Origin of the sequence: Pectobacterium punjabense, assembly GCF_012427845.1 — a bacterium.
Lineage (GTDB): Bacteria > Pseudomonadota > Gammaproteobacteria > Enterobacterales > Enterobacteriaceae > Pectobacterium > Pectobacterium punjabense.
In genome coordinates, this window is record NZ_CP038498.1 from 2,262,644 (window position 1) to 2,283,237 (window position 20,594).

Consider the following 20,594-nt stretch of genomic DNA (forward strand, 5'->3'; position numbering starts at 1 on the left):
CAGGAAGAGTAAAAACGGGCTGCGTGATGATAGCCGGGCTGCCCGTTGCTATAGATGCGTTTTTATCAAGCAGAGTAGCCGAGGTGTTCATACAAGATATTACAGCCGATACCAATCAGAACCAATCCACCCATAATTTCTGCTTTTTTACCGAGAATTGGACCGATATAGCGGCCAATCATCATCCCAAGCGTAACCATAATCATGGTGGCACAGCCAATGACCATCGCGGTATGGAAAATATTAACCTGAAGAAACGCTAAACCGACACCAATTGCCATGGCATCCAGACTTGTGGCAATCGCTGTGCAGATTAACAGGGCAAGGCTATGGTTTTTGACTTTTTCGCAGCGACAATCTGAAGAACCCTTGAACCCCTCAATGACCATGCGGCCACCGAGAATCAATAACAGCGTAAAAGCAACCCAATGATCCCATTCGAGAATATACTGGCTGGCAAAAAAACCGAGCGCCCAACCGATGAGTGGAGTAATTGCTTCAATAACGCCAAAAATGAGGCCTGTGCGTATCGCATCACGAAAACGGGGATTATGCAGGACGGCACCTTTACCGATTGACGCGGCGAAGGCATCCATTGACATGCCAAATGCTAGGATAAGTGTTGCTGACGTATTCATTGTAAAATAGCCTCGGCTGGACGATTAACCATATACACGCAGATCATCCCCAACCCGAATGACGATACTACGTGTCTATGGTCTCGCCTGCCAATCATGCTTGGCCGCCCGCACCACGTTTTATGCTCCGATAATATGGAGATAGAACGAGTATGTTGATACGAGCATTTCTGAATGTTTACTAATCAGAAATCGGCTACTCCCCAATGACGGCGCAACCTTACCATATTATTTAGGTTGCAAACAACACCAAAAGTTTTAAGTGTTAATAATGCAATTGATAATTATTTTCATTTACTCGTGAGGGATGAAAATCGTATAAAACAACGTCAAGATTGTTGTGGTTAAATTATCATCGAGATAGGGAGAGTATATTGAGAACTATTTAAATAATTTGAATGATAATTTTATTTCATTGATTGTTAATCATAAATTTATATATTTTTTCTAAATCATCGAGCTGTGTAACCTGTATCAATAAGCGACGTTTTTCAAGTTCGATGACCAATACGCCATCCTCAGATAAATTCATATTCTTAATTTTGGTATAAGGAATGAATATATTTGCATAAAAGAAACCGGTTGGTTTAAAAACCAGTTTGGGGCGGCGAATATAGGCCAGATAGCATGCCATGAAGGCCAGTGAAATCAAAAGATAGGTTGTGATAACAGTGCCATTATTCACTACATTTTGATAAATAAGAATACCCACTAAGCCGATAAAAATCAGCGTGTCGAGTCGATTGATCCGCTTCAGGGGGATGAGAAGTTGTGTTTTCCCTTTAAGTTTATCCATGATGAATTCGTCATAGATGGCATAAATCAGTGCTAAAGCAATCAATCCCACCAGCGTGATATCTGTCATCGTCATCCGTATTCCCCTGTCCGTTGTGTCTCCGTTGATAAATACTAGTCGGGCACACATTGTGCCCGACTAGTATAAACATTACACGCCGAGCAGACCGATCCAATATCCGAAGATACCGATGGCAAAGAAGCCCATAATCAACCACAGCGCGTTCACCTTACGTCGCAATAGCCACATGCAGCCAAACGTCAGCAGTAGCGGAACGAGCCCAGGCATGAGCTGATCGAGGATGGATTGAACGGTGGTTACCGTGGTTTCCCCATTCTGGTTCGTCACTGTCGACACCACCATCGGAATGTTGACGTGAGTCCATTTATTAACCAAGGCTCCCATAACGAACAAACCGAGGATAGACGCCGCCTCGGTCATTTTTTGCAGGAAGCCGCCGCCCATATCGCTAACGATATCGATCCCTTTACGGTAGCCGTAAGCGACGCCATAGTAGCGCACCAGCAGGCGAACCAAATTGAACAGGAGGAAGAAGAGGACAGGCCCTAACAGGCTGCCGCTCATGGCGATCCCGGCACCCAGCGCAGCGAACACCGGACGGGCGGTACCCCAGAATATCGGGTCGCCGACGCCAGCCAGTGGCCCCATCAACCCGACTTTCAGGCCGTTTATTGCCGCGTCATCAATAGGCGCGCCATTAGCGCGTTGCTCTTCCATTGCCATCGTTACGCCGAGTATCGGAGCTGCAACAAAGGGCTGTGTATTGAAGAACTCCAGATGGCGCTTGATCGCCTGTTTACGCTCTTCTGAGTTTTCAGGATAAAGACGGCGAATTACCGGCACCATGGAAAAACAGAAACCGAGTGCCTGCATACGTTCAAAGTTCCAGGAGCCTTGAAACAGGTTGGAACGGATAAACACCGCACGGATGTCGCTGTCAGTGAGTTTTTTAACATTCGTATTTTCGACCATTTTTCTCACTCCTGTTAATCCAGTTCGTTATCAAGGCTGTTATTGCCTGATGCAACAGACTGGCCTTGAACCTTGTTATATTTCGGGCTGAGCTGGATATACAGCACCGCCATCACAATACCAATTACGCCCAGCGCCACCAGATTGAACTCAGTGAACGCGGCAGTAACGAAGCCGAGATAGAAGAATGGCATCAGGTAGCCTGCGCGCATCATGTTGATGACCATCGCGTAACCGACGACGACAATCATCCCACCGGCGATATTCAGGCCGTTGGTGACCACCTCTGGGATGGAGTTGAGCAGGGCGTGAACGGCGTCAGTACCGACGGAGACCGCGACAATAACCGCAGGAATCGCAATACGCATGGCTTGAAGCAGTAGCGCGGAGACGTGAATCCAACTGATGGCCGTCAGGTTACCTCGCTCTGCCGCGCTGTCTGCCGCATGCTGAAACGCGACCGTGATGGTACGAACAATGATGGTTAATACTTGCCCGGCGGCAGCGAGCGGAATCGCCAGGGCAATCCCGGCACCGATTCCCTGACCACCAGCAATAACCAGAATGGTTGAAATAATGGAGGCCAGCGCCGCATCGGGTGCGACTGCCGCACCGATGTTCATCCAGCCTAATGCGATCATCTCCAGCGTACCGCCAATAATGATCCCGGTTTTTAAATCACCTAATACTGCGCCAATTAGCGTACAAGCGACGAGTGGACGGTGGAACTGGAATTCATCGAGAATCGAACCCATCCCCGAAACACACGCGACGAGAAATATCAGCACAATTTGAAGTGTGGTAATCTCCATCGTACTTCTCCTATAAAATGTGTCTGAGTAAAAATAAATCGACATACCCGTTGATTTCCTATGTCGACATAAAGCTTTTCAATATCGACATAAAGGCATATCTTGAAAATCGTCAGGTCTATAAAACTATTATTGATGGTGATGTGAGTGTTAATACCTTTCACATTGCGACAGGTATCAACGCGGCATTTTGTTAATCAAATCCATCATTTTAATCCGGGAATCGGTTGATACTTTCCGAACCTCCAGTTCAATACCGCGTTTATCTAATTCACGGAATGCCGCAATATCTTTTTCATCAATAGAGACAGCATTATTGACCTGTGTTTTCCCCTGTTTAAATGCCATCCCACCAATATTGACTGAGGTGATCTTTACGCCATTCTCGATCAGCGTTAATACATCGGTTGGATTAGTGAATAGCAACATTACGCGATCGGCGGCATATTTCGGGTTGTCATAAACGCGAACGGCTTTTGCCACATCCACGACGTGTGCGGTAACGCCCGGTGGCGCAACCTGAGTCAGCAACGTTTTACGCACGTGATCGGCGGCGACTTCATCGCTGACAACAATAATGCGCGAAACATTGGTTTCTTTCGTCCAGCGGGTGGCGACCTGACCATGAATCAGACGATCATCTATACGTGCCAACCCGATATTCATATGTTCACCGGGTCCTGCCGGTGTGGGAACCGTGTTGGCTTTTGGTATTGGAGAGGAAAGGGGAGCTTTGGCTTTCTCCTGATGTTTTAACGCTTTTACACCCTCTCTGCCAGTTTCCAGAGCGATAGCAACCAGATCGGAAAAGGACGGATTATCATCCCTAGCCATAAAGGTTTCCGCTAGCATGGGAATATTCACGCCGGCGATAACATCATGGTTTTCTTTGTCGGTGACGAGGCGGCTGGCGGCGTTGAACGGGCTGCCGCCCCAGGTATCAACGAGAAACAGCACGCCTTGCGATGTATCTAACTGCGTGAGTTTTTCCTGATATTTTTCTATCAATGTTTCGGCGTTTTCTCCAGGAACGAAATCAATCCAGGCGACATTACGTTGTTCACCAAGAATCATTTCTGCTGTCTTTAACAGCGGTCCCGCAGTGGCGCCGTGAGTGCATAACAGTATGGCAATACTCACTTGCTACCTCCTCACGTTCACGATCAAAAAGAGTCAATGTGTCAGGAAACAGGGTCAACGCTTAGTCGTTCAACGTTAACCGTCGCGGTATTAGTATGGCTGCAAGAAAAATTTTTACCGTGGATTCATGACATTTCACTGTGTTCCTCCAGGTTGTCAGGCGAGAAATCGTGACTGACAGATTTATTTTAGTTATCGAAAAAATAAATAGTGTGATGATGCTCTAATGCTGACCAGTTAAGCAGGGGGGCAAAACGGTGTGGAATCACAAAATTTGAGCGCGTTATCAATGCGAAGCCAGTCTAAGAAATTCTTTGTGAAAAATGGTAACAACCTGTTAGAGTAAACATCCCTTAAATTGCTTAGGAGCACCGGGCATCAGCCCTTCCCATGGACTGTCACCGACAAAACGTTCTCTGTTTCCCCGCTAATGCTGGCGGTTTTCTGCACTCAGTTGGTCACTCAGACCACATTCAGAATCTCTCTGATTCACACCCACTCTTTTTATTACCATTCAATGCGGTTCATGCATTGATGTCATTTGCTCGTTCATTTTCTGGAGTCTGACATGGAATTTTTGCTAGATCCTTCAATCTGGGCAGGCCTATTGACGCTGGTGGTACTTGAAATTGTTCTGGGTATCGACAATTTGGTGTTTATCGCCATTTTGGCGGATAAATTACCTCCCAAGCAGCGAGATAAAGCCCGCATTATCGGTTTAAGCCTGGCGTTATTAATGCGTCTGGGTCTGTTGTCTTTGATTTCCTGGATGGTCACCCTGACGCGTCCACTGTTTAGCGTTGGCGATTTTAGCTTCTCAGGTCGAGACCTGATTCTGCTATTCGGCGGTATGTTCCTCTTGTTCAAAGCCACGATGGAATTGCATGAACGGCTAGAGAATAAAACGCACGACGGCAATGGTAATCGCGCGCATGCCAGCTTCTGGGCTGTGGTAGCGCAGATTGTCGTGCTGGACGCCGTGTTCTCGCTGGATGCCGTCATTACCGCCGTGGGGATGGTGGATCACCTGGGCGTCATGATGACGGCGGTGATCATTGCGATGGGTGTCATGCTGATTGCCTCTAAGCCACTGACCAACTTCGTCAACGAGCACCCAACGGTGGTTGTCCTGTGCCTCAGCTTCTTGCTGATGATTGGTCTGAGCCTAATGGCGGAAGGTTTTGGCTTCCACATACCGAAAGGCTATCTGTATGCAGCGATTGGTTTCTCTATCCTGATCGAACTGTTTAACCAAATTGCCCGTCATAACTTTATGAAGCATCAGTCGCACCGCCCTTTGCGTGAACGTACCGCAGAGGCCATTCTGCGCTTGATGGGCTCACGGAAAAATACGGACGATGCGGATGCGGATGAACCGCAGAAGAAACTCACGACAGAGGAATTCGCCGAAGAAGAGCGCAATATGATCAGCGGTGTGCTGACGTTAGCCTCACGTTCGCTGCGTAGCGTGATGACGCCGCGTACTGAAATTTCCTGGGTGGATAGCGCGAGTTCTGTCGAACAGATCCGTATGCAATTGCTAGATACGCCTCACAGCCTGTTCCCAATATGTCGCGGTTCTCTGGATGAAATTATCGGTGTCGTCCGTGCCAAAGATCTGCTGGTAGCGCTGGAAACGCAAACCGATGTGGAAAGCTTTGCCGCGGCTAATCCGCCGATTGTCGTACCCGAAACGCTGGATGTCATTAACCTGCTGCCGGTTTTGCGTCGTGCGAAAGGCAGCCTGGTTATCATCACCAACGAGTTTGGCGTGGTACAAGGGTTGGTTACGCCGCTGGATGTGCTGGAAGCCATCGCGGGTGAGTTCCCGGATGAAGACGAAACGCTGGATATCATCCCAGATGGCGAAGGCTGGTTAGTGAAAGGCGGAACAGATCTGCACGCTCTGCAACAGGTAGTGGATAGTAGCGATCTGGTTGATCCAAAGGAAGAGTATGCGTCGTTGGCAGGCATGTTGTTGGCGCACAGCGATGAATTCCCGAAAGTCGGTGAGATCATCGAGTTGCACCGCCTGCGTTTCCATATCATCGATGTTTCCGAATACCGTATTGAACTGGTGCGTGTAGAACGCATTGTCGATCGGGAAGAGGATAAAGACGCGTAAGCACGATATTGTGTGTGATCGATGAATAAGAAAGCCCCGCCAATTTGGCGGGGCTTTTGATGATGAAAGTCAGCAGGAGTCAGGTGAAATAGATGAATCGCACTGTACTTTTAATCGCACTGTACTTTGATCGCCAACCCGCCTCGTGAGGTTTCGCGGTATTTGGCGTTCATGTCTTTCCCTGTTTCGTACATGGTTTCAATCACCTTATCTAGCGAAACGCGTGGTTCACTGGTGCGTCGGGTGGCCATACGCGCGGCGTTAATCGCCTTAACGGAAGCAATCGCGTTACGTTCGATGCACGGAACCTGTACCTGACCTGCAACAGGATCGCAGGTTAAGCCTAAGTTGTGTTCCATACCGATCTCGGCGGCGATGCAAACCTGTTCAGGACTCGCGCCCATCAGCTCTGCCAGCCCAGCCGCGGCCATGGAGCAGGCCACGCCCACTTCGCCTTGACAACCCACTTCGGCACCGGAGATAGAGGCGTTCATTTTGTACAAAATGCCGACCGCACCAGCAGCGAGGAAATAACGAATATAAATGGTCGGGCTAACGGGTTCGATGAAGTGATCGTAATAGGCAAGAACAGCAGGAACGATACCGCACGCGCCGTTTGTTGGTGCTGTAACCACTCGGCCACCTGCGGCGTTTTCTTCGTTCACTGCTAGCGCGAACATATTAACCCAGTCGACGACGTTCATCGGATCGTTGGACAACTTATCGGAAGACACCAGCATACGACGCAGCGCAGAGGCGCGGCGTGGTACGCGCAGTGGCCCGGGCAAAACGCCTTCGGTGTTGATACCGCGATCGATACAGGCACGCATTGTTTGCCAAATATCGGCAAAGTACGCATCAATATCCTGGCGGCTGTGCAACGCCAGCTCGTTACGCATTACCATGCCGGAAAGTGACAGGCCGCTCTGCTTGCAGTGTTCCAACATCTCTTTGGCAGAATGGAAGGTATAAGGCACGGAGACGTCGGTGGTGGCGTCTTTACCAAAATTCTCTGCATCGACGATGAAACCGCCACCGATGGAGTAATAGGTTTTGCTATAAATTTCTTTATTGCTGGCAAAGGCGGTGATCGTCATGCCATTTTCGTGCAGCGGCAAATTCTCGCTGCGAAAAACCATGCCGCCTTCACGAGGGAAATCCACCTCGTGCTGCCCGTTAGCCAGCAGCAGACGTTCGCGTTGCTCAACATCGCGGATAAAGCCGGGGATGGCATCAATATCAACGGTATCTGGCATGTTACCCGCCAGACCCATGATGATAGCGATATCCGTATGGTGGCCTTTACCCGTCAGCGACAGCGATCCATAAACGTCAACGGCAATGCGCGTGGTCGCGGTCAGTAAATTTTGGTTGATCAATTCATCGACAAATTGCTTACCGGCTTTCATAGGTCCAACCGTATGAGAGCTAGAGGGGCCAATACCGATCTTAAACATGTCGAAAACACTTATCACACCAAACTCCTCAAAGAGTCAGGGCAGTATCCACAATTCTCTGGCTGCCAGTTTTTGGCTCTGGCGAAACATGATCTGAATTGTAGTGGATATATACCCAAAGATTAGAATAAAACTCGTCAAATCGCGCTATTGTAGTGTGGAATATGTCGTGTGGCTTTCTTTTTCGCATGAAATAAACTTATGCCAATACATAATTTAACTTATCTCAAATGTGAGATAAGTCATTGTAAAATCTATACCTGAATGGTTTTTGTCCGGCGAAAATGTTTTTAAAGTAGAGATAATTAGTGGGGGAAAAGAAGTGTTGCGCTAAAAGCCGCCAGCGGCGGCCTTGGACTTAGGGGCTGTCGGAGATCTGTAACGCAAGCTGGTGGATGATGGCGGCGGTCAATCCCCAGACAAACTGCTGCTGATACCAGGAGAGATAAACCCGATGCCGTTGCTGTTTACGCTCGATATCCAACGGGTAATAGCGCGTTAGCGCGAAAGCTTCGTCCAGTGGCATTTCAAACAGCTCGGAGACTTCATCTTCATTAGGGTGAAAGCGAGTTTGTGCTGTGATCAACCCGATGACTGGCGTGACCTGAAAGCCACTGACGCTGTCCAACGGCGGTAAGACGCCCAACACCTGAACATTCTCCGGTGGGATTGCCACTTCTTCCTGCGCTTCACGCAGCGCGGTTTCGATAATCGAACGATCCGTTTTATCTGCCGCACCGCCGGGGAACGCCACTTGCCCGGCATGCTTACGCAGGTCGACAGACCGCCGGGTCAAGAGCAGAGTGGGGGCAGGGTGACAGATAATCGGCACCAGAACCGCCGCCTGACGTTGTTGATGCACTGGCCGTAGCGGTGGAGGAAGCTGTAACTGAAAGCGCGTAATAAAGTCATTCAACGCAAACGCCGCTGGCGGCAAGGCGATCTCACTCATTTGTTTAGTACCTGAATTATCTGGGAATCCTCCAGCAGGGGAAGAATACGACCCACTTTATCAAACGTTTCCTGATATTCCGCCTGTTCCTGACTGTCGGCAACAATACCGCCACCCGCCCAGCAGTAGATTCTGCCGCGTTCTGTCAATAACGTCCTGATGGTGATGTTGGTATCCATCGTTCCGCACTGGCTAATGTAGCCGACACTGCCGCAGTAGGCATTGCGTCGCTGAGGCTCTAGTTCCTCAATAACCTGCATGGCGCGGATTTTTGGTGCCCCAGTGATCGACCCTCCGGGGAAACAGGCACGTAGCAACGTGGTTGCGGGGCAATCTTCGGGTAGTTGTGCTTCAATCGTGCTGACCAGATGGTGCACTGCGGGAAAAGGCTCGACGACGAACAGCTCAGGTACGCGAACGCTGCCCGGAACCGCCACGCGACCGATATCATTACGCAGGAGATCGACAATCATCAGGTTTTCTGCGCGATCTTTCTCTGAATTGGCAAGCCGCGCCGCCTGCTGTTTATCAGCGTCTGAATCTGCGAGACGCGGTAATGTGCCTTTAATCGGACGCGTTTGAATATGGTTGTTTTCAAGCCAGAGAAAGCGTTCCGGCGACACGCTGATCACGGTATTCTCTGGCAAGCGTAGAAAGGCAGAGAAGGGCGCTTTATTTCCTGCGGATAGCTGTAAAAACGCCTGCCATTCATCGCCTTCGTAAGCTGTAGAAAAACGCTGTGCCAGATTAACCTGATAACAATCCCCCGCCAGAAGATAGTCCTGTATTTTGCGGAATTTCTCTCCGTACGCGCTGCGTGACATATTCGACTGCCAGGCGTCGGTGAGTTTGAAATCGGCTTTCGGGGCGTTAACTGGCGGGTTAGCTAGCCAGTCGAGCCGTGTCTGAAGGGAATGATGTACGATCAGCGTTAACGTTTTCCGATGATGATCGGCAACCAGCGCCCAGTCATATAGACCCACAGCCATATCTGGCAAATCAATGTCCCGTTCGGCCTGTACGGGCAGCGTTTCAATCTGGCGTCCCAAATCATAGCCGAACAGACCTAACACGCCGCCCTGAAAGGGAAAATCAGGGTGTGATTCGACGGGTAACGACAGCGTATCCAACTGCTGTTGCAGCAGGATAAACGGATCACCCTCGATGGTTTTCGTTACACTGTCACTTATAATTTCCGTTTTGTCTCCGCGCGTACACAGCGTGATGCGCGGGTCAGCGACCATGATGTCAAAGCGATTGTGCGGATGATCGGCAAACCCAGAATGCAGTAGCATAGCCCACGGTTGTTGGGAAAAAGGGGCAAAGCGATCGAGCAGCACATTCGGGTAATATGGCAGCGCGTGATAGAGAACGGCGGAGCCCGAATCGCTGGTATTGATCTCGTGAATCGTGTTGGCGGCAATCATGTTTTCGTGTGGTATCTATAGAGTGTCGTGTCGATTTTACTGCCTACAGCGTACCATAAAGCAGAAATACTGGTGTATCTCAAAGCGGGCGTGCGATGATACGCGTGAATTTATTAATCAGGAAATAATCATGATTACAGGTATGCCCGCGCTGACACATAAACAACAGCAAGATGCCGTAGAGCGCATTCAGGAACTGATGTCTGAGGGCATGAGCAGTGGTCAGGCTATCGCGCTCGTTGCAGCCGAAATCCGCGAAAATCATCAGGGTGGCAGCGTCGCGGTGATGTTTGACGAAGACGATGACGACACAGTTAATGACAACGATGATGAACATCATTTTGACGATGGTGAAGAGGAGGATGAGCAGTAACTGCCATCCTCTTCGTTAGGGTATTAATGATAGGGCGGTTTATACCGCGGCAATCGCTTTTATTTCGACTTTAAATTTCGGATGCATCAACTTCGCCTGCACGGTGCAGCGCACCGGCGCGCTGCCAGCCACGATCCAGGCATCCCACGCTGCGTTCATCGCGGCGAAATCATCGGCGTCGGCGAGAAAAATCGTCACATCCAGCAGTTGGCTCTTATCTGTTCCCGCGTGTGCCAGGATCGCATCCAACGCGCCCAGCGCGTTTTCCGTCTGTGACTGAGCGTCGTCATCCAGATTCTCTGGCACACTGGTGTAATAGAGCGTGTTGTTATAGATAACGGCGTCTGACCAGCGTGCTTCAGGATGAATTCGTGTGATCGCCATGGGTGAAGTTTCTCCTAACGTAATAAAAGCGAATTGCCAAGCCTAACACAGCGGGCGTCGGCCCGCTTTCCTGATTTAAGGTGGTAGCGCCGAGCGACTCTTGGCATAATCAGCGCGATATTTTTGCCGCGACCAGAAACGGTTAGGGGCGACAGAGAACGTATTCCTTTGAGAAAGAGAGTTGGCGTGACGAACGATCGGGTAATCGATGATTTTGCTAATGACGGCGCGCTGGCGAAAGCGATCACTGGCTTCAGGCCTCGTGAACCACAGCGACAGATGGCGCAGGCCGTCATGCGGGCCATCGATGACAAAACGGCACTGGTGGTGGAAGCGGGAACCGGAACGGGTAAAACCTATGCTTACCTCGCGCCCGCCTTGCGATCAGATAAAAAAGTCATCATTTCAACCGGGTCTAAAGCGTTACAGGATCAACTCTATAGCCGCGATTTGCCGACGATTGCGCAGGCGCTGAAGTACAAAGGCAAGTTAGCGCTACTGAAAGGCCGCTCGAATTATCTCTGTCTGGAACGGCTCGAACAGCAGTCGCTGGGGGGCGGTGATTTACCCGCCGAAACATTGAGCGAACTGGTCAGGCTGCGAGGATGGTCGTCGGAAACAACGGAAGGTGATGTCACGACCTGTTCGGGCGTAGCGGAAGACAGCGTGATTTGGCCATTAGTGACCAGCACCAACGATAACTGTCTGGGTAGCGACTGCCCGCATTATAAAGAGTGCTTCGTGGTGAAAGCGCGACGCAAAGCGATGGATGCCGATATCGTGGTGGTTAACCATCATCTTTATTTGGCAGACATGGTGGTGAAGGAAACCGGTTTTGCGGAGCTGATCCCAGAAAGTGACGTCGTGATTTTCGATGAAGCCCATCAAATTCCTGATATCGCCAGTCAATATTTCGGTCAGCAACTTTCCAGCCGTCAACTGCTGGATTTGGCAAAAGACATCATCATTGCATACCGCACCGAAGTGCGCGACGCCTCTCAGCTACAGAAAAGTGCCGATCGCCTGACGCAAAGTACGCAGGATTTTCGGTTGGCGCTGGGCGATCCGGGGTTTCGCGGTAACTTACGCGATGTGCTCGAACAGCCGTCGCTTCAGCGTGCTTTGGTACTGCTAGATGATGCGCTGGAGCTGTGTTACGACGTCGCGAAACTATCACTGGGGCGTTCTGCGTTGCTGGATGCCGCCTTTGAACGTGCCACGCTTTACCGCAATCGACTAAAACGGCTGAAAGACGTACAGTTACCGGGCTACAGCTACTGGTATGAATGTAATTCGCGTCATTTTGTGTTGGCACTGACGCCGTTGTCCGTCGCCGATCGTTTTCGTGAATTGATAAAAGAGAAACCTGCGGCCTGGGTATTTACCTCTGCGACCTTGTCTGTTAACGATCAACTCTTTCACTTCACGGATAGACTGGGGTTGGATAACGCGAACACGCTCCTGTTACCTAGCCCGTTTGACTATGCCAATCAGGCACTGCTCTGTGTTCCTCGGAACTTGCCGGAAACCAATCGCCCCGGTGCGGCGAAAAGGCTGGCGACGATGCTGCGGCCGCTGATTGAAGCGAATCAGGGGCGCTGCTTTATGCTATGCACCTCGCATCAGATGATGCGCGATTTAGCCGCCGAGTTCCGTGCTATGCTGACGCTACCGGTGCTGTTGCAGGGTGAAACGGGCAAGGCGCAGTTGCTGTCGCAGTTTGTGTCGGCGGGAAATGCGTTGCTGGTGGCGACCAGCAGCTTCTGGGAAGGGGTGGATGTGCGCGGTGATACGCTCTCCTGCGTTATTATCGATAAACTGCCGTTTACTTCACCGGATGACCCGCTGCTGAAAGCGCGTATAGAAGACTGTCGCCTGCGCGGCGGTGAGCCGTTCGACGATGTACAGGTTCCCGATGCGGTGATTACGTTGAAACAGGGCGTAGGCCGCCTCATCCGTGATGTTGAGGATCGCGGAGTGATTGTGATTTGTGATAATCGACTGGTGATGCGGCCGTATGGTGCCGTATTTCTTAACAGCTTACCGCCGACACCGCGTACCCGCGATATTCAGCAAGCGATTACTTTCCTGACGAGTAGCACCTAATCTCCGTTGATGATTGCCGTATGGCCTGACTGGTGGCGGGAAGGGCTGCGGCGCGACAGGGGCTTATGCTATGATGCGGGTTATTAAGATTTATTTATCCTGCCTGAGGTTGGCATGTCTACGCGAATTCTAGCGCTTGATACCGCAACGGAAGCCTGTTCCGTCGCACTCTGGAATGATGGTGAAATTCATTCCCTGTTTGAAATTTGTCCCCGTGAACACACACAACGTATTCTGCCGATGGTTCAGCAGGTGCTGGCCGACAGCGGCCTGACGCTCAAGGATCTTGATGCGCTGGCCTTTGGTCAGGGGCCGGGAAGTTTTACCGGTGTGCGGATTGGTATCGGCATTGCACAAGGGTTGGCGCTGGGCGCAGATTTACCGCTGCTCGGCGTATCGTCACTGGCGGCGATGGCGCAGGGCGCTTTTCGCCAGAGGCAGGCGACCCACGTGCTGGCTGCCATCGATGCGCGGATGGGAGAAGTCTACTGGGGCTGTTATCAGCGCGATGCTGACGGCAGTTGGCAGGGCGAGTCCGAAGAAGCGGTATTGAAACCTGAACAGGTGCAGGCGTTAACGGTTGCGCTGTCAGGCGAATGGACCACGGTAGGAACCGGATGGGAAACCTATCCAGAATTGGTCAAACATCCATCGTTGGTATTAACGACGGGGGGTGTGCTGCTGCCGCAGGCACAGGACATGCTGCCGTTGGCCTGTCAGCTATGGCAGGCAGGAAAAGCGGTCAGCGTCGAGAATGCGCAACCCCGCTACCTGCGCAATGAAGTGACCTGGAAAAAGCTGCCTGGCCGCGAGTAGGTCGAGCGTACATTTTTGCGTGACGTATAACGGGAATAAACAGCAACTTATTCGATGCCGAGCAGTCTAACTATCAGATGTCTGGTAGAGGGGGTTGCGCCATGCGTGTACAGATAAAAAGTATGCAAATGAAAAGTCTGTATCTGAATCAGAAAAAAGCACGCCTCTGTATAGTGGCGGCTACAGCGCTGCTGTTGTCAGGCTGTGTCACAGTGCCGGATGCCATTAAAGGCACGTCGCCAACGCCGCAGGATGATCTGGTGCGCGTGATGAATGCGCCGCAGATTTATGTTGGTCAGGAGTCACGCTTTGGTGGGCGAGTGGTCAGCATCCGCAATGAAGCGAATAAAACGCGCCTGGAAATTGCCAGTATGCCGCTGGATAGCGGGGCGAAACCGCTGTTGGATATGCCGTCAGAAGGCCGCTTTATTGCTTATGTGAATCGCTTTCTGGAACCTGTCGATTTTAAAGAGCAACTGGTGACCGTGGTTGGGCCGATTGTTGGTACCGAACAGGGCGCGATTGGTGATAAACCTTATCGCTATGTCGTGGTCGATGCGCAAGGCTACAAACGCTGGAATGTCGTGCAGCGTCTGATGGTGCCGCCCGGTGGTTATGGCCCGTGGGGATGGCGTGCAGGTTACCGTTATGGCTGGGGGCCAGGATGGGGATTTGACGGCGGTTGGCCCGGTCCGGCGCGGATTGAGAATATCGTGACAGAATAAGCGTAGGGCTATTTTACTTGTCATTTTGAACCTGGGTAGGCTCTAAAATTATTTCGTTCGACGTAAAGAGATCAGGCGACGCAGGTCGCCTGATTTTTTTTGAATAAAGAATAAATTAGTGATCGTTCTCGCAACCTTAACATTGTTTGTTAGCTAACTGGTAGGCTGAGTTAAAATAATGTTAATAACTATATGCCTATGAGGGCGACGACGATGCCACTAAAAAAATATCTCGGGAGTGACGTCTTGGAAAAAATTTGGTTATCACGTTATCCGGCGGACGTACCGGCGGAAATCGATCCAGATCGCTATTCGTCGTTGGTTGAAATGTTTGAAAATAACGTAAGGCGTTATGCCGATCGACCTGCATTCATCAACATGGGTGAGGTGATGACGTTTCGCAAGTTGGAAGAGCGGAGCCGGGCGTTTGCGGCCTATCTTCAAAATCAGCTTAAATTGCAGAAAGGCGATCGCGTGGCGCTGATGATGCCCAATCTGCTGCAATACCCTGTTGCACTGTTTGGTGTGCTGCGTGCGGGTATGGTGGTCGTCAACGTCAACCCGCTGTACACGCCACGGGAACTGGAACACCAACTAAAAGATAGCGGTGCCAGCACGATTGTGATCGTCTCGAACTTTGCGCATACGCTGGAAAAAATTGTCCATAACACGGCGGTGAAGCACGTTATCCTGACCCGCATGGGCGACCAGCTATCCACGGCAAAAGGCACGCTGGTTAACTTCGTAGTGAAATACATTAAGCGACTGGTGCCCAAGTACCATCTGCCGGATGCCATCTCGTTTCGTCGTGTTTTGCAAGAAGGACGGCGTCAGCAATATGTGCGGCCTGATATCATCAATAGCGATCTGGCCTTTCTGCAATATACTGGCGGTACGACGGGCGTCGCCAAAGGTGCGATGCTCACGCACCGCAATATGCAGGCGAATGTGGCACAGTGTCTTGCGGCTTATGGCCCGGTGTTGAGGGAAGGAAATGAATGGGTGGTCACGGCGTTGCCGCTGTACCACATTTTTGCGTTGACGGCTAACTGTCTGCTTTTCTTTGAGTTGGGCGGACAGAATTTATTGATCACCAATCCCCGAGATATCCCCGCGGTGGTAAAAGAACTGAAGCAATATCCTTTTACTGCGATTACTGGCGTCAATACGCTGTTTAATGCGTTGCTCAATAATAAAGAATTCCATGAGCTTGATTTCTCGACACTGCGGTTATCCGTTGGCGGAGGCGCGTCAGTGCAACGGGCAGTGGCAGAACGCTGGGAGAAACTCACGGGTAAACATCTGCTTGAAGGATATGGCTTAACAGAAAGTTCCCCTCTGGTGGCCGTGAATCCCTACGATCTCAAGCATTACAGCGGCAGTATCGGGCTGCCAGTCGCATCAACGGATGTCAGAATCATTGACGATAACGGCAACGATGTGGGGCCGGGCGAATCCGGTGAACTGTGGGTGCGCGGGCCGCAGGTGATGTTAGGATACTGGCAGCAGCCTGCTGCCACGGATGACGTATTAAAAGACGGCTGGCTGGCGACAGGTGACATTGTCACGGCTGATGACGAAGGATTCCTGCGGGTGATCGATCGCAAGAAGGATATGATTCTGGTTTCCGGTTTTAACGTCTATCCTACGGAGATTGAAGACGTCATTAGTCGTCATCCCAAAGTCTCCGAGTCGGCAGTGATTGGGGTCGAAAATGAAGTATCCGGTGAGGCAGTTAAAGCCTTTGTGGTAAGGCGCGATCGCACGTTAACGAAAGAAGAACTCATCACCCACTGTCGCCGTAATCTTACGGGCTATAAAGTGCCGAAAGAGATCGAATTTTGTGAGGATTTGCCGAAATCCAACGTCGGGAAAATCCTGCGCCGCGAATTACGTGAAGATAAGAAGGCGAAGAAAGACGCTGCCGCTTGACGATTTTCCGCGAAAAACGACTGCCAGAGAGAGGCAGGACGCGATATGATGTTTTCACGCCGGTTTATCCGGCGTTCTTTTTTATGACGGATTTATTCGTCGTTACCCCATGGGCCGTCGCTTGCGACGTTAAAAATTTCCGCCGGGAATTTTTTACGGCGATACGGATTTGACCCAGAACCGTAAAGTAAAAACAACCAAGAGAATGACGTTTTGAATTATCAGTTGATCACTTCCGACATCGGGTTACAACAGGTCTGCGCCCAGGCGCGGCGCTTTCCGCAGGTGGCATTGGACACGGAGTTCGTCAGAACCCGCACGTATTACCCGCAATTAGGGTTGATTCAATTGTATGACGGTGAACAGCTTTCGCTTATCGACCCGTTAACGATTAAAGACTGGGCTCCTTTTCAGGCATTACTGCGTGACGAACAGGTCACTAAATTCCTGCATGCGGGCAGCGAAGATCTGGAAGTCTTTCTCAATACGTTTGGAACACTACCGACGCCTTTCATTGATACACAGATTCTGGCCGCATTTTTAGGCAAGCCACTTTCTTATGGCTTTGCTGCGCTGGTGGCTGACTACATGGACGTGATGCTGGATAAAAGTGAGTCGAGAACGGACTGGCTTGCCCGTCCACTGAGTGAAAAACAGTGCGACTACGCGGCCGCTGATGTGTTCTATCTGTTACCGATGGCGATCCAACTGGTGGCGGATACAGAAGCCGCGGGCTGGATGAATGCCGCGTTGGACGAGTGCTTCCTGCTTTGTCAGCGTAAACAGGATATTTTGTCCCCGGCGCTGGCCTATCGTGAATTTGGCAACGCCTGGCAACTGCGTGGACGACATCTGGCATGTCTTCAGCGTTTGGCTGAGTGGCGTTTACGTAAAGCGCGTGAGCGGGACAGCGCGGTGAATTTTGTCGTACGTGAAGAGAACCTTTTGCAGGTTGCACGCTGTCTGCCGTCTTCGCTGGGGGAACTGAGTTCTCTGGGGCTGAGCGGCCCTGAAATCCGTTATCACGGCAAAACGCTGCTGGATTGTGTTGCGCAGACGGAAGGCATTGCTGATGTGGATTGCCCACCACCAGTAATTAATTTGATCGACCATCCCAGCTATAAGAAAGCATTTAAAGATATCAAGGCGTTGGTGCAGCGCGCCAGTGAACAGAGTGGCTTATCCGCCGAATTATTGGCATCACGTCGTCAAATTAATCGCCTGCTGAACTGGCACTGGAAATTAACGGGGCAAGATGCCAGTACACCAGAAATGCTATCTGGCTGGCGTGGTCAGTTATATGGCGATGAACTGCGCGAAATTGTGCAGGGCTATTAATCACTGGCAAACGAGTATTCTTAAGACGCCTTATTTGTTGCGATGTTCAATTAGAGAAAAGCAGCAAATAGGGTGAGAAGAATGTGGTGAAAAACAGAATAAAAATAAATACTGGCTAAATATACAGTTTATTTTAAACGATTCGAGTTTTAGAAAGGTCACAAAAGAAAGAGTCTTAATGAGTTTACTCAGGTAAGTGATTCGGGTGAATGAACGCAGACAATGCACATGCAACTTGAAGTATGACCGGAATATATATCCCCTGCGTGAAAGCAGGGGATATCACAGCAGAAAAATCATTTAGGCGTTTCTTCCGCTTCCGGTAATGTCACGTTTAACTCAAGCACGGAAATATCATCTCCTTTTTGCTCAAGTTGAACTGTCACCATCTCAGGATCAATCTGTACATATCTACAGATAACCTCAAGAATGTCTCGCTTTAATTGCGGCAGATAATGGGGTTCACTGTCACCCCGGCGTCGCTCCGCGACAATAATTTGCAGCCGTTCCTTGGCAATATTGGCTGTCGTTTTTTTGCGGGACAGAAAGAAGTCCAGTAAAGCCATAATTTATCCCCCAAAAAGTCGTTTAAGGAAACCCTTCTTCTCTTCTTCAATAAAACGGAAAGGACGCTCTTCGCCAAGCAAACGTTCAACGGTATCCGCGTAGGCTTTACCTGCATCGGCTTCCGCATCCAGAATAACGGGTTCGCCCTGGTTAGAGGCGCGTAGCACGGATTGGTCTTCAGGAATAACGCCAACCAGCGGAATCCGCAGGATCTCAAGGACGTCTTCCATACTCAACATATCACCACGGCTCACCCGCCCTGGGTTGTAGCGCGTCAACAGCAGATGCTCTTTAATCGGATCTTCAGAACGTTCCGCACGACGTGATTTAGAGGACAGAATGCCCAGAATACGGTCGGAATCGCGAACGGAAGACACTTCCGGGTTAGTGGTGATAATCGCTTCGTCGGCGAAATAGAGTGCCATCAATGCACCTGTTTCAATCCCGGCTGGCGAATCACACACGATAAAATCGAACGCCATATCGCTCAGGTCGTTGAGTATTTTTTCAACGCCCTCATGCGTTAACGCATCCTTATCGCGTGTTTGTGATGCAGGCAGAATATAGAGATTGTCCGTTCTCTTATCTTTGATCAGCGCTTGATTCAGTGTGGCATCACCCTGAATCACGTTCACGAAGTCATACACCACGCGACGCTCACATCCCATGATCAGGTCGAGGTTACGTAGACCGATATCAAAATCGATGACAACCGTTTTTTTTCCTTTCTGGGCTAAACCGGTAGCAATGGCCGCGCTTGATGTGGTCTTGCCAACGCCCCCTTTACCCGATGTAACAACAATGATGCGTGCCATAAATGTTTCCTTGGGAGATTCTAGTCTAGAGGTTTTATCGTTAACACATTGTCCAGCTGGTTCAGGTTGATCCGTGCTGGTTGCCCAAAATACGCTTCAGGAATCTGGTCGCTCAGCCAGTAACGTCCGGCAATAGAGACCAGTTCTGCGGCCAGATGCGTACAGAATATCTGGCTTTGAACATCGCCAGAAACGCCCGCGAGGGCTCGGCCGCGCATCATGCCGTAAATATGAATATTGCCATCAGCAATCACCTCTGCCCCTGCGCTAACGCTGCTCATGACGATTAAGTCACTGTTTCGAGCATAGATCTGTTGGCCGGAGCGAACAGGGGTGTTGATGACTTTCGTTTTCACCGCGGTAGGAACAGCCGCAACGGGTTCGATTGCCCGACGTTGTGCTTTGCCTTCACTCAAAAGAGGAAGCCCCGCCTGCGCAATGGCTTGTTTTAATACGTCGTCGGTGCATCCGCTGACGCCAACGACATGCAGGCCTGTTGATGAAATGGCCTGCTGCAATTTTATCCAGTCGGTTTCCGCTGTTAATGCAGCAACATTAATGACAACGGGGGCATTTTTCAGGAAAGCAGGCGCTTGCTCTATTTTTTCCTGTAGTGCCTGGTAAATTACCTCGGGTTGGGAATCATGCAAATGAACAACCGATAAGGTAAAGCTGCTGCCTTTTAGCTCTATTGGCGTTTGTGACATCTATCCTGACTCAGTTTCAGCATCTTTTAATCCCTAGAGTAACATTTAAGGCATGATATTCCAGAGCGCTGTAAGCATGTTATAGTTACAATTATATACAGGCAAGATGGCATTCCCATCAAATAGAGTAAAAAAAATGTTTTGTGTGATCTATCGAAGTGCTAAACGCGATCAGACCTATCTTTATGTTGAAAAAAAAGACGATTTTTCACGCGTGCCTGAAGAATTAATGAAAAGTTTTGGTGCGCCGCAGTTGGCCATGGTTTTACCGCTGGATGGGCGTAAAAAATTGGCGAATGCCGATATAGAAAAAGTAAAACTTGCGCTTCAGGAACAGGGCTTTTATCTACAGGTTCCGCCGCCGGTTGAAAGCTTATTAACCACGCCGGTGTAAATGTAAAAAAATAATACTAAGGCGTAATTTCAGATAAAGCCGAACACATAATTTGGTGTGGAATATCTCGACGGTTTACATGATATTCCGCACGATA

At 50.2% G+C, this 20,594-nt stretch carries 20 protein-coding genes and 1 riboswitch; of the genes, 8 read left to right on the forward strand and 12 right to left on the reverse strand.

Annotated elements, in window-relative coordinates; genetic code table 11:
• Positions 1–65 precede the first annotated feature (65 nt).
• The 5 genes from mntP to manX form a co-directional block, all read right to left on the reverse strand.
• Complete coding sequence (gene mntP, locus E2566_RS10175; protein WP_107170584.1) at positions 66–638, reverse strand: manganese efflux pump MntP; 573 nt, start codon at positions 636–638, stop codon at positions 66–68.
• Positions 639–646: 8 nt separating this feature from the next.
• A riboswitch (yybP-ykoY riboswitch) is annotated at positions 647–855 on the reverse strand.
• Between the two features lie 195 nt (positions 856–1,050).
• On the reverse strand, positions 1,051–1,509 hold the full coding sequence (locus tag E2566_RS10180; protein ID WP_107170583.1) for a DUF986 family protein: 459 nt from the start codon (positions 1,507–1,509) through the stop codon (positions 1,051–1,053).
• 75 nt (positions 1,510–1,584) lie between these two features.
• Complete coding sequence (locus E2566_RS10185) at positions 1,585–2,427, reverse strand: PTS mannose transporter subunit IID (RefSeq protein WP_107170582.1); 843 nt, start codon at positions 2,425–2,427, stop codon at positions 1,585–1,587.
• Between the two features lie 14 nt (positions 2,428–2,441).
• Entirely contained in the window at positions 2,442–3,239 is a 798-nt protein-coding gene (locus E2566_RS10190; protein WP_107170581.1) for a PTS mannose/fructose/sorbose transporter subunit IIC, read from the reverse strand.
• A 177-nt stretch (positions 3,240–3,416) separates the two neighbouring features.
• Positions 3,417–4,379, reverse strand: coding sequence for a PTS mannose transporter subunit IIAB (gene manX, locus E2566_RS10195; protein WP_107170580.1), 963 nt, complete (start codon positions 4,377–4,379; stop codon positions 3,417–3,419).
• Positions 4,380–4,947: 568 nt separating this feature from the next.
• Here manX and E2566_RS10200 point away from each other — a divergent pair.
• Positions 4,948–6,504 (forward strand): TerC family protein, encoded by a 1,557-nt coding sequence (locus E2566_RS10200; protein WP_107170579.1) that lies wholly within the window; start codon positions 4,948–4,950, stop codon positions 6,502–6,504.
• Positions 6,505–6,614: 110 nt separating this feature from the next.
• On the opposite strand, the gene sdaA is transcribed toward E2566_RS10200, so the two are convergent.
• The 3 genes from sdaA to pabB form a co-directional block, all read right to left on the reverse strand.
• Entirely contained in the window at positions 6,615–7,979 is a 1,365-nt protein-coding gene (sdaA, locus tag E2566_RS10205; protein WP_107170578.1) for an L-serine ammonia-lyase, read from the reverse strand.
• 340 nt (positions 7,980–8,319) lie between these two features.
• On the reverse strand, positions 8,320–8,913 hold the full coding sequence (locus E2566_RS10210) for a CoA pyrophosphatase (protein ID WP_107170577.1): 594 nt from the start codon (positions 8,911–8,913) through the stop codon (positions 8,320–8,322).
• Complete coding sequence (gene pabB, locus E2566_RS10215) at positions 8,910–10,340, reverse strand: aminodeoxychorismate synthase component 1 (protein ID WP_107170576.1); 1,431 nt, start codon at positions 10,338–10,340, stop codon at positions 8,910–8,912. The genes E2566_RS10210 and pabB overlap by 4 nt, the downstream gene beginning before the upstream one ends.
• A 130-nt stretch (positions 10,341–10,470) precedes the next feature.
• Here pabB and E2566_RS10220 point away from each other — a divergent pair, with 130 nt between their 5' ends.
• A complete protein-coding gene (locus E2566_RS10220; RefSeq protein ID WP_107170575.1) occupies positions 10,471–10,713 on the forward strand; it encodes a YoaH family protein in 243 nt (80 codons plus the stop codon).
• 39 nt (positions 10,714–10,752) lie between these two features.
• On the opposite strand, the gene E2566_RS10225 is transcribed toward E2566_RS10220, so the two are convergent.
• The gene (locus E2566_RS10225; RefSeq protein ID WP_107170574.1) at positions 10,753–11,097 is read right to left on the reverse strand and encodes a RidA family protein; all 345 of its coding nucleotides are present in this window, start codon (positions 11,095–11,097) and stop codon (positions 10,753–10,755) included.
• Positions 11,098–11,283: 186 nt separating this feature from the next.
• On the opposite strand from E2566_RS10225, the gene E2566_RS10230 reads away from it, so the two are divergent.
• The 5 genes from E2566_RS10230 to rnd all read left to right on the forward strand — a co-directional run bounded on the left by E2566_RS10230 (position 11,284) and on the right by rnd (position 18,014).
• Positions 11,284–13,203 (forward strand): DNA repair helicase YoaA, encoded by a 1,920-nt coding sequence (locus tag E2566_RS10230; RefSeq protein WP_107170573.1) that lies wholly within the window; start codon positions 11,284–11,286, stop codon positions 13,201–13,203.
• Positions 13,204–13,317: 114 nt separating this feature from the next.
• Complete coding sequence (tsaB, locus tag E2566_RS10235) at positions 13,318–14,019, forward strand: tRNA (adenosine(37)-N6)-threonylcarbamoyltransferase complex dimerization subunit type 1 TsaB (RefSeq protein WP_107170572.1); 702 nt, start codon at positions 13,318–13,320, stop codon at positions 14,017–14,019.
• Positions 14,020–14,120: 101 nt separating this feature from the next.
• Entirely contained in the window at positions 14,121–14,744 is a 624-nt protein-coding gene (locus E2566_RS10240; protein WP_107170571.1) for a Slp family lipoprotein, read from the forward strand.
• A gap of 246 nt (positions 14,745–14,990) precedes the next feature.
• Positions 14,991–16,676 (forward strand): long-chain-fatty-acid--CoA ligase FadD, encoded by a 1,686-nt coding sequence (fadD, locus tag E2566_RS10245; protein ID WP_107170686.1) that lies wholly within the window; start codon positions 14,991–14,993, stop codon positions 16,674–16,676.
• Positions 16,677–16,889: 213 nt separating this feature from the next.
• Positions 16,890–18,014, forward strand: coding sequence for a ribonuclease D (gene rnd / locus E2566_RS10250; RefSeq protein ID WP_107170570.1), 1,125 nt, complete (start codon positions 16,890–16,892; stop codon positions 18,012–18,014).
• A 296-nt stretch (positions 18,015–18,310) separates the two neighbouring features.
• Here rnd and minE read toward each other — a convergent pair whose 3' ends face one another.
• The 3 genes from minE to minC are packed head-to-tail and all read right to left on the reverse strand — an operon-like array spanning position 18,311 to position 20,103.
• Positions 18,311–18,580, reverse strand: coding sequence for a cell division topological specificity factor MinE (gene minE, locus E2566_RS10255; RefSeq protein ID WP_005968801.1), 270 nt, complete (start codon positions 18,578–18,580; stop codon positions 18,311–18,313).
• A 3-nt stretch (positions 18,581–18,583) separates the two neighbouring features.
• Positions 18,584–19,396: a septum site-determining protein MinD gene (gene minD, locus E2566_RS10260; protein WP_107170568.1), complete on the reverse strand. Its 813-nt coding sequence runs from the start codon at positions 19,394–19,396 to the stop codon at positions 18,584–18,586.
• Between the two features lie 20 nt (positions 19,397–19,416).
• Positions 19,417–20,103 carry a septum site-determining protein MinC gene (gene minC / locus E2566_RS10265; protein WP_107170567.1) on the reverse strand — a complete coding sequence of 229 codons (687 nt, stop codon included), beginning with the start codon at positions 20,101–20,103 and terminating at the stop codon, positions 19,417–19,419.
• A gap of 136 nt (positions 20,104–20,239) precedes the next feature.
• On the opposite strand from minC, the gene E2566_RS10270 reads away from it, so the two are divergent.
• Positions 20,240–20,497 (forward strand): YcgL domain-containing protein, encoded by a 258-nt coding sequence (locus tag E2566_RS10270; protein WP_107170566.1) that lies wholly within the window; start codon positions 20,240–20,242, stop codon positions 20,495–20,497.
• The last annotated feature ends 97 nt before the right edge of the window (positions 20,498–20,594 follow it).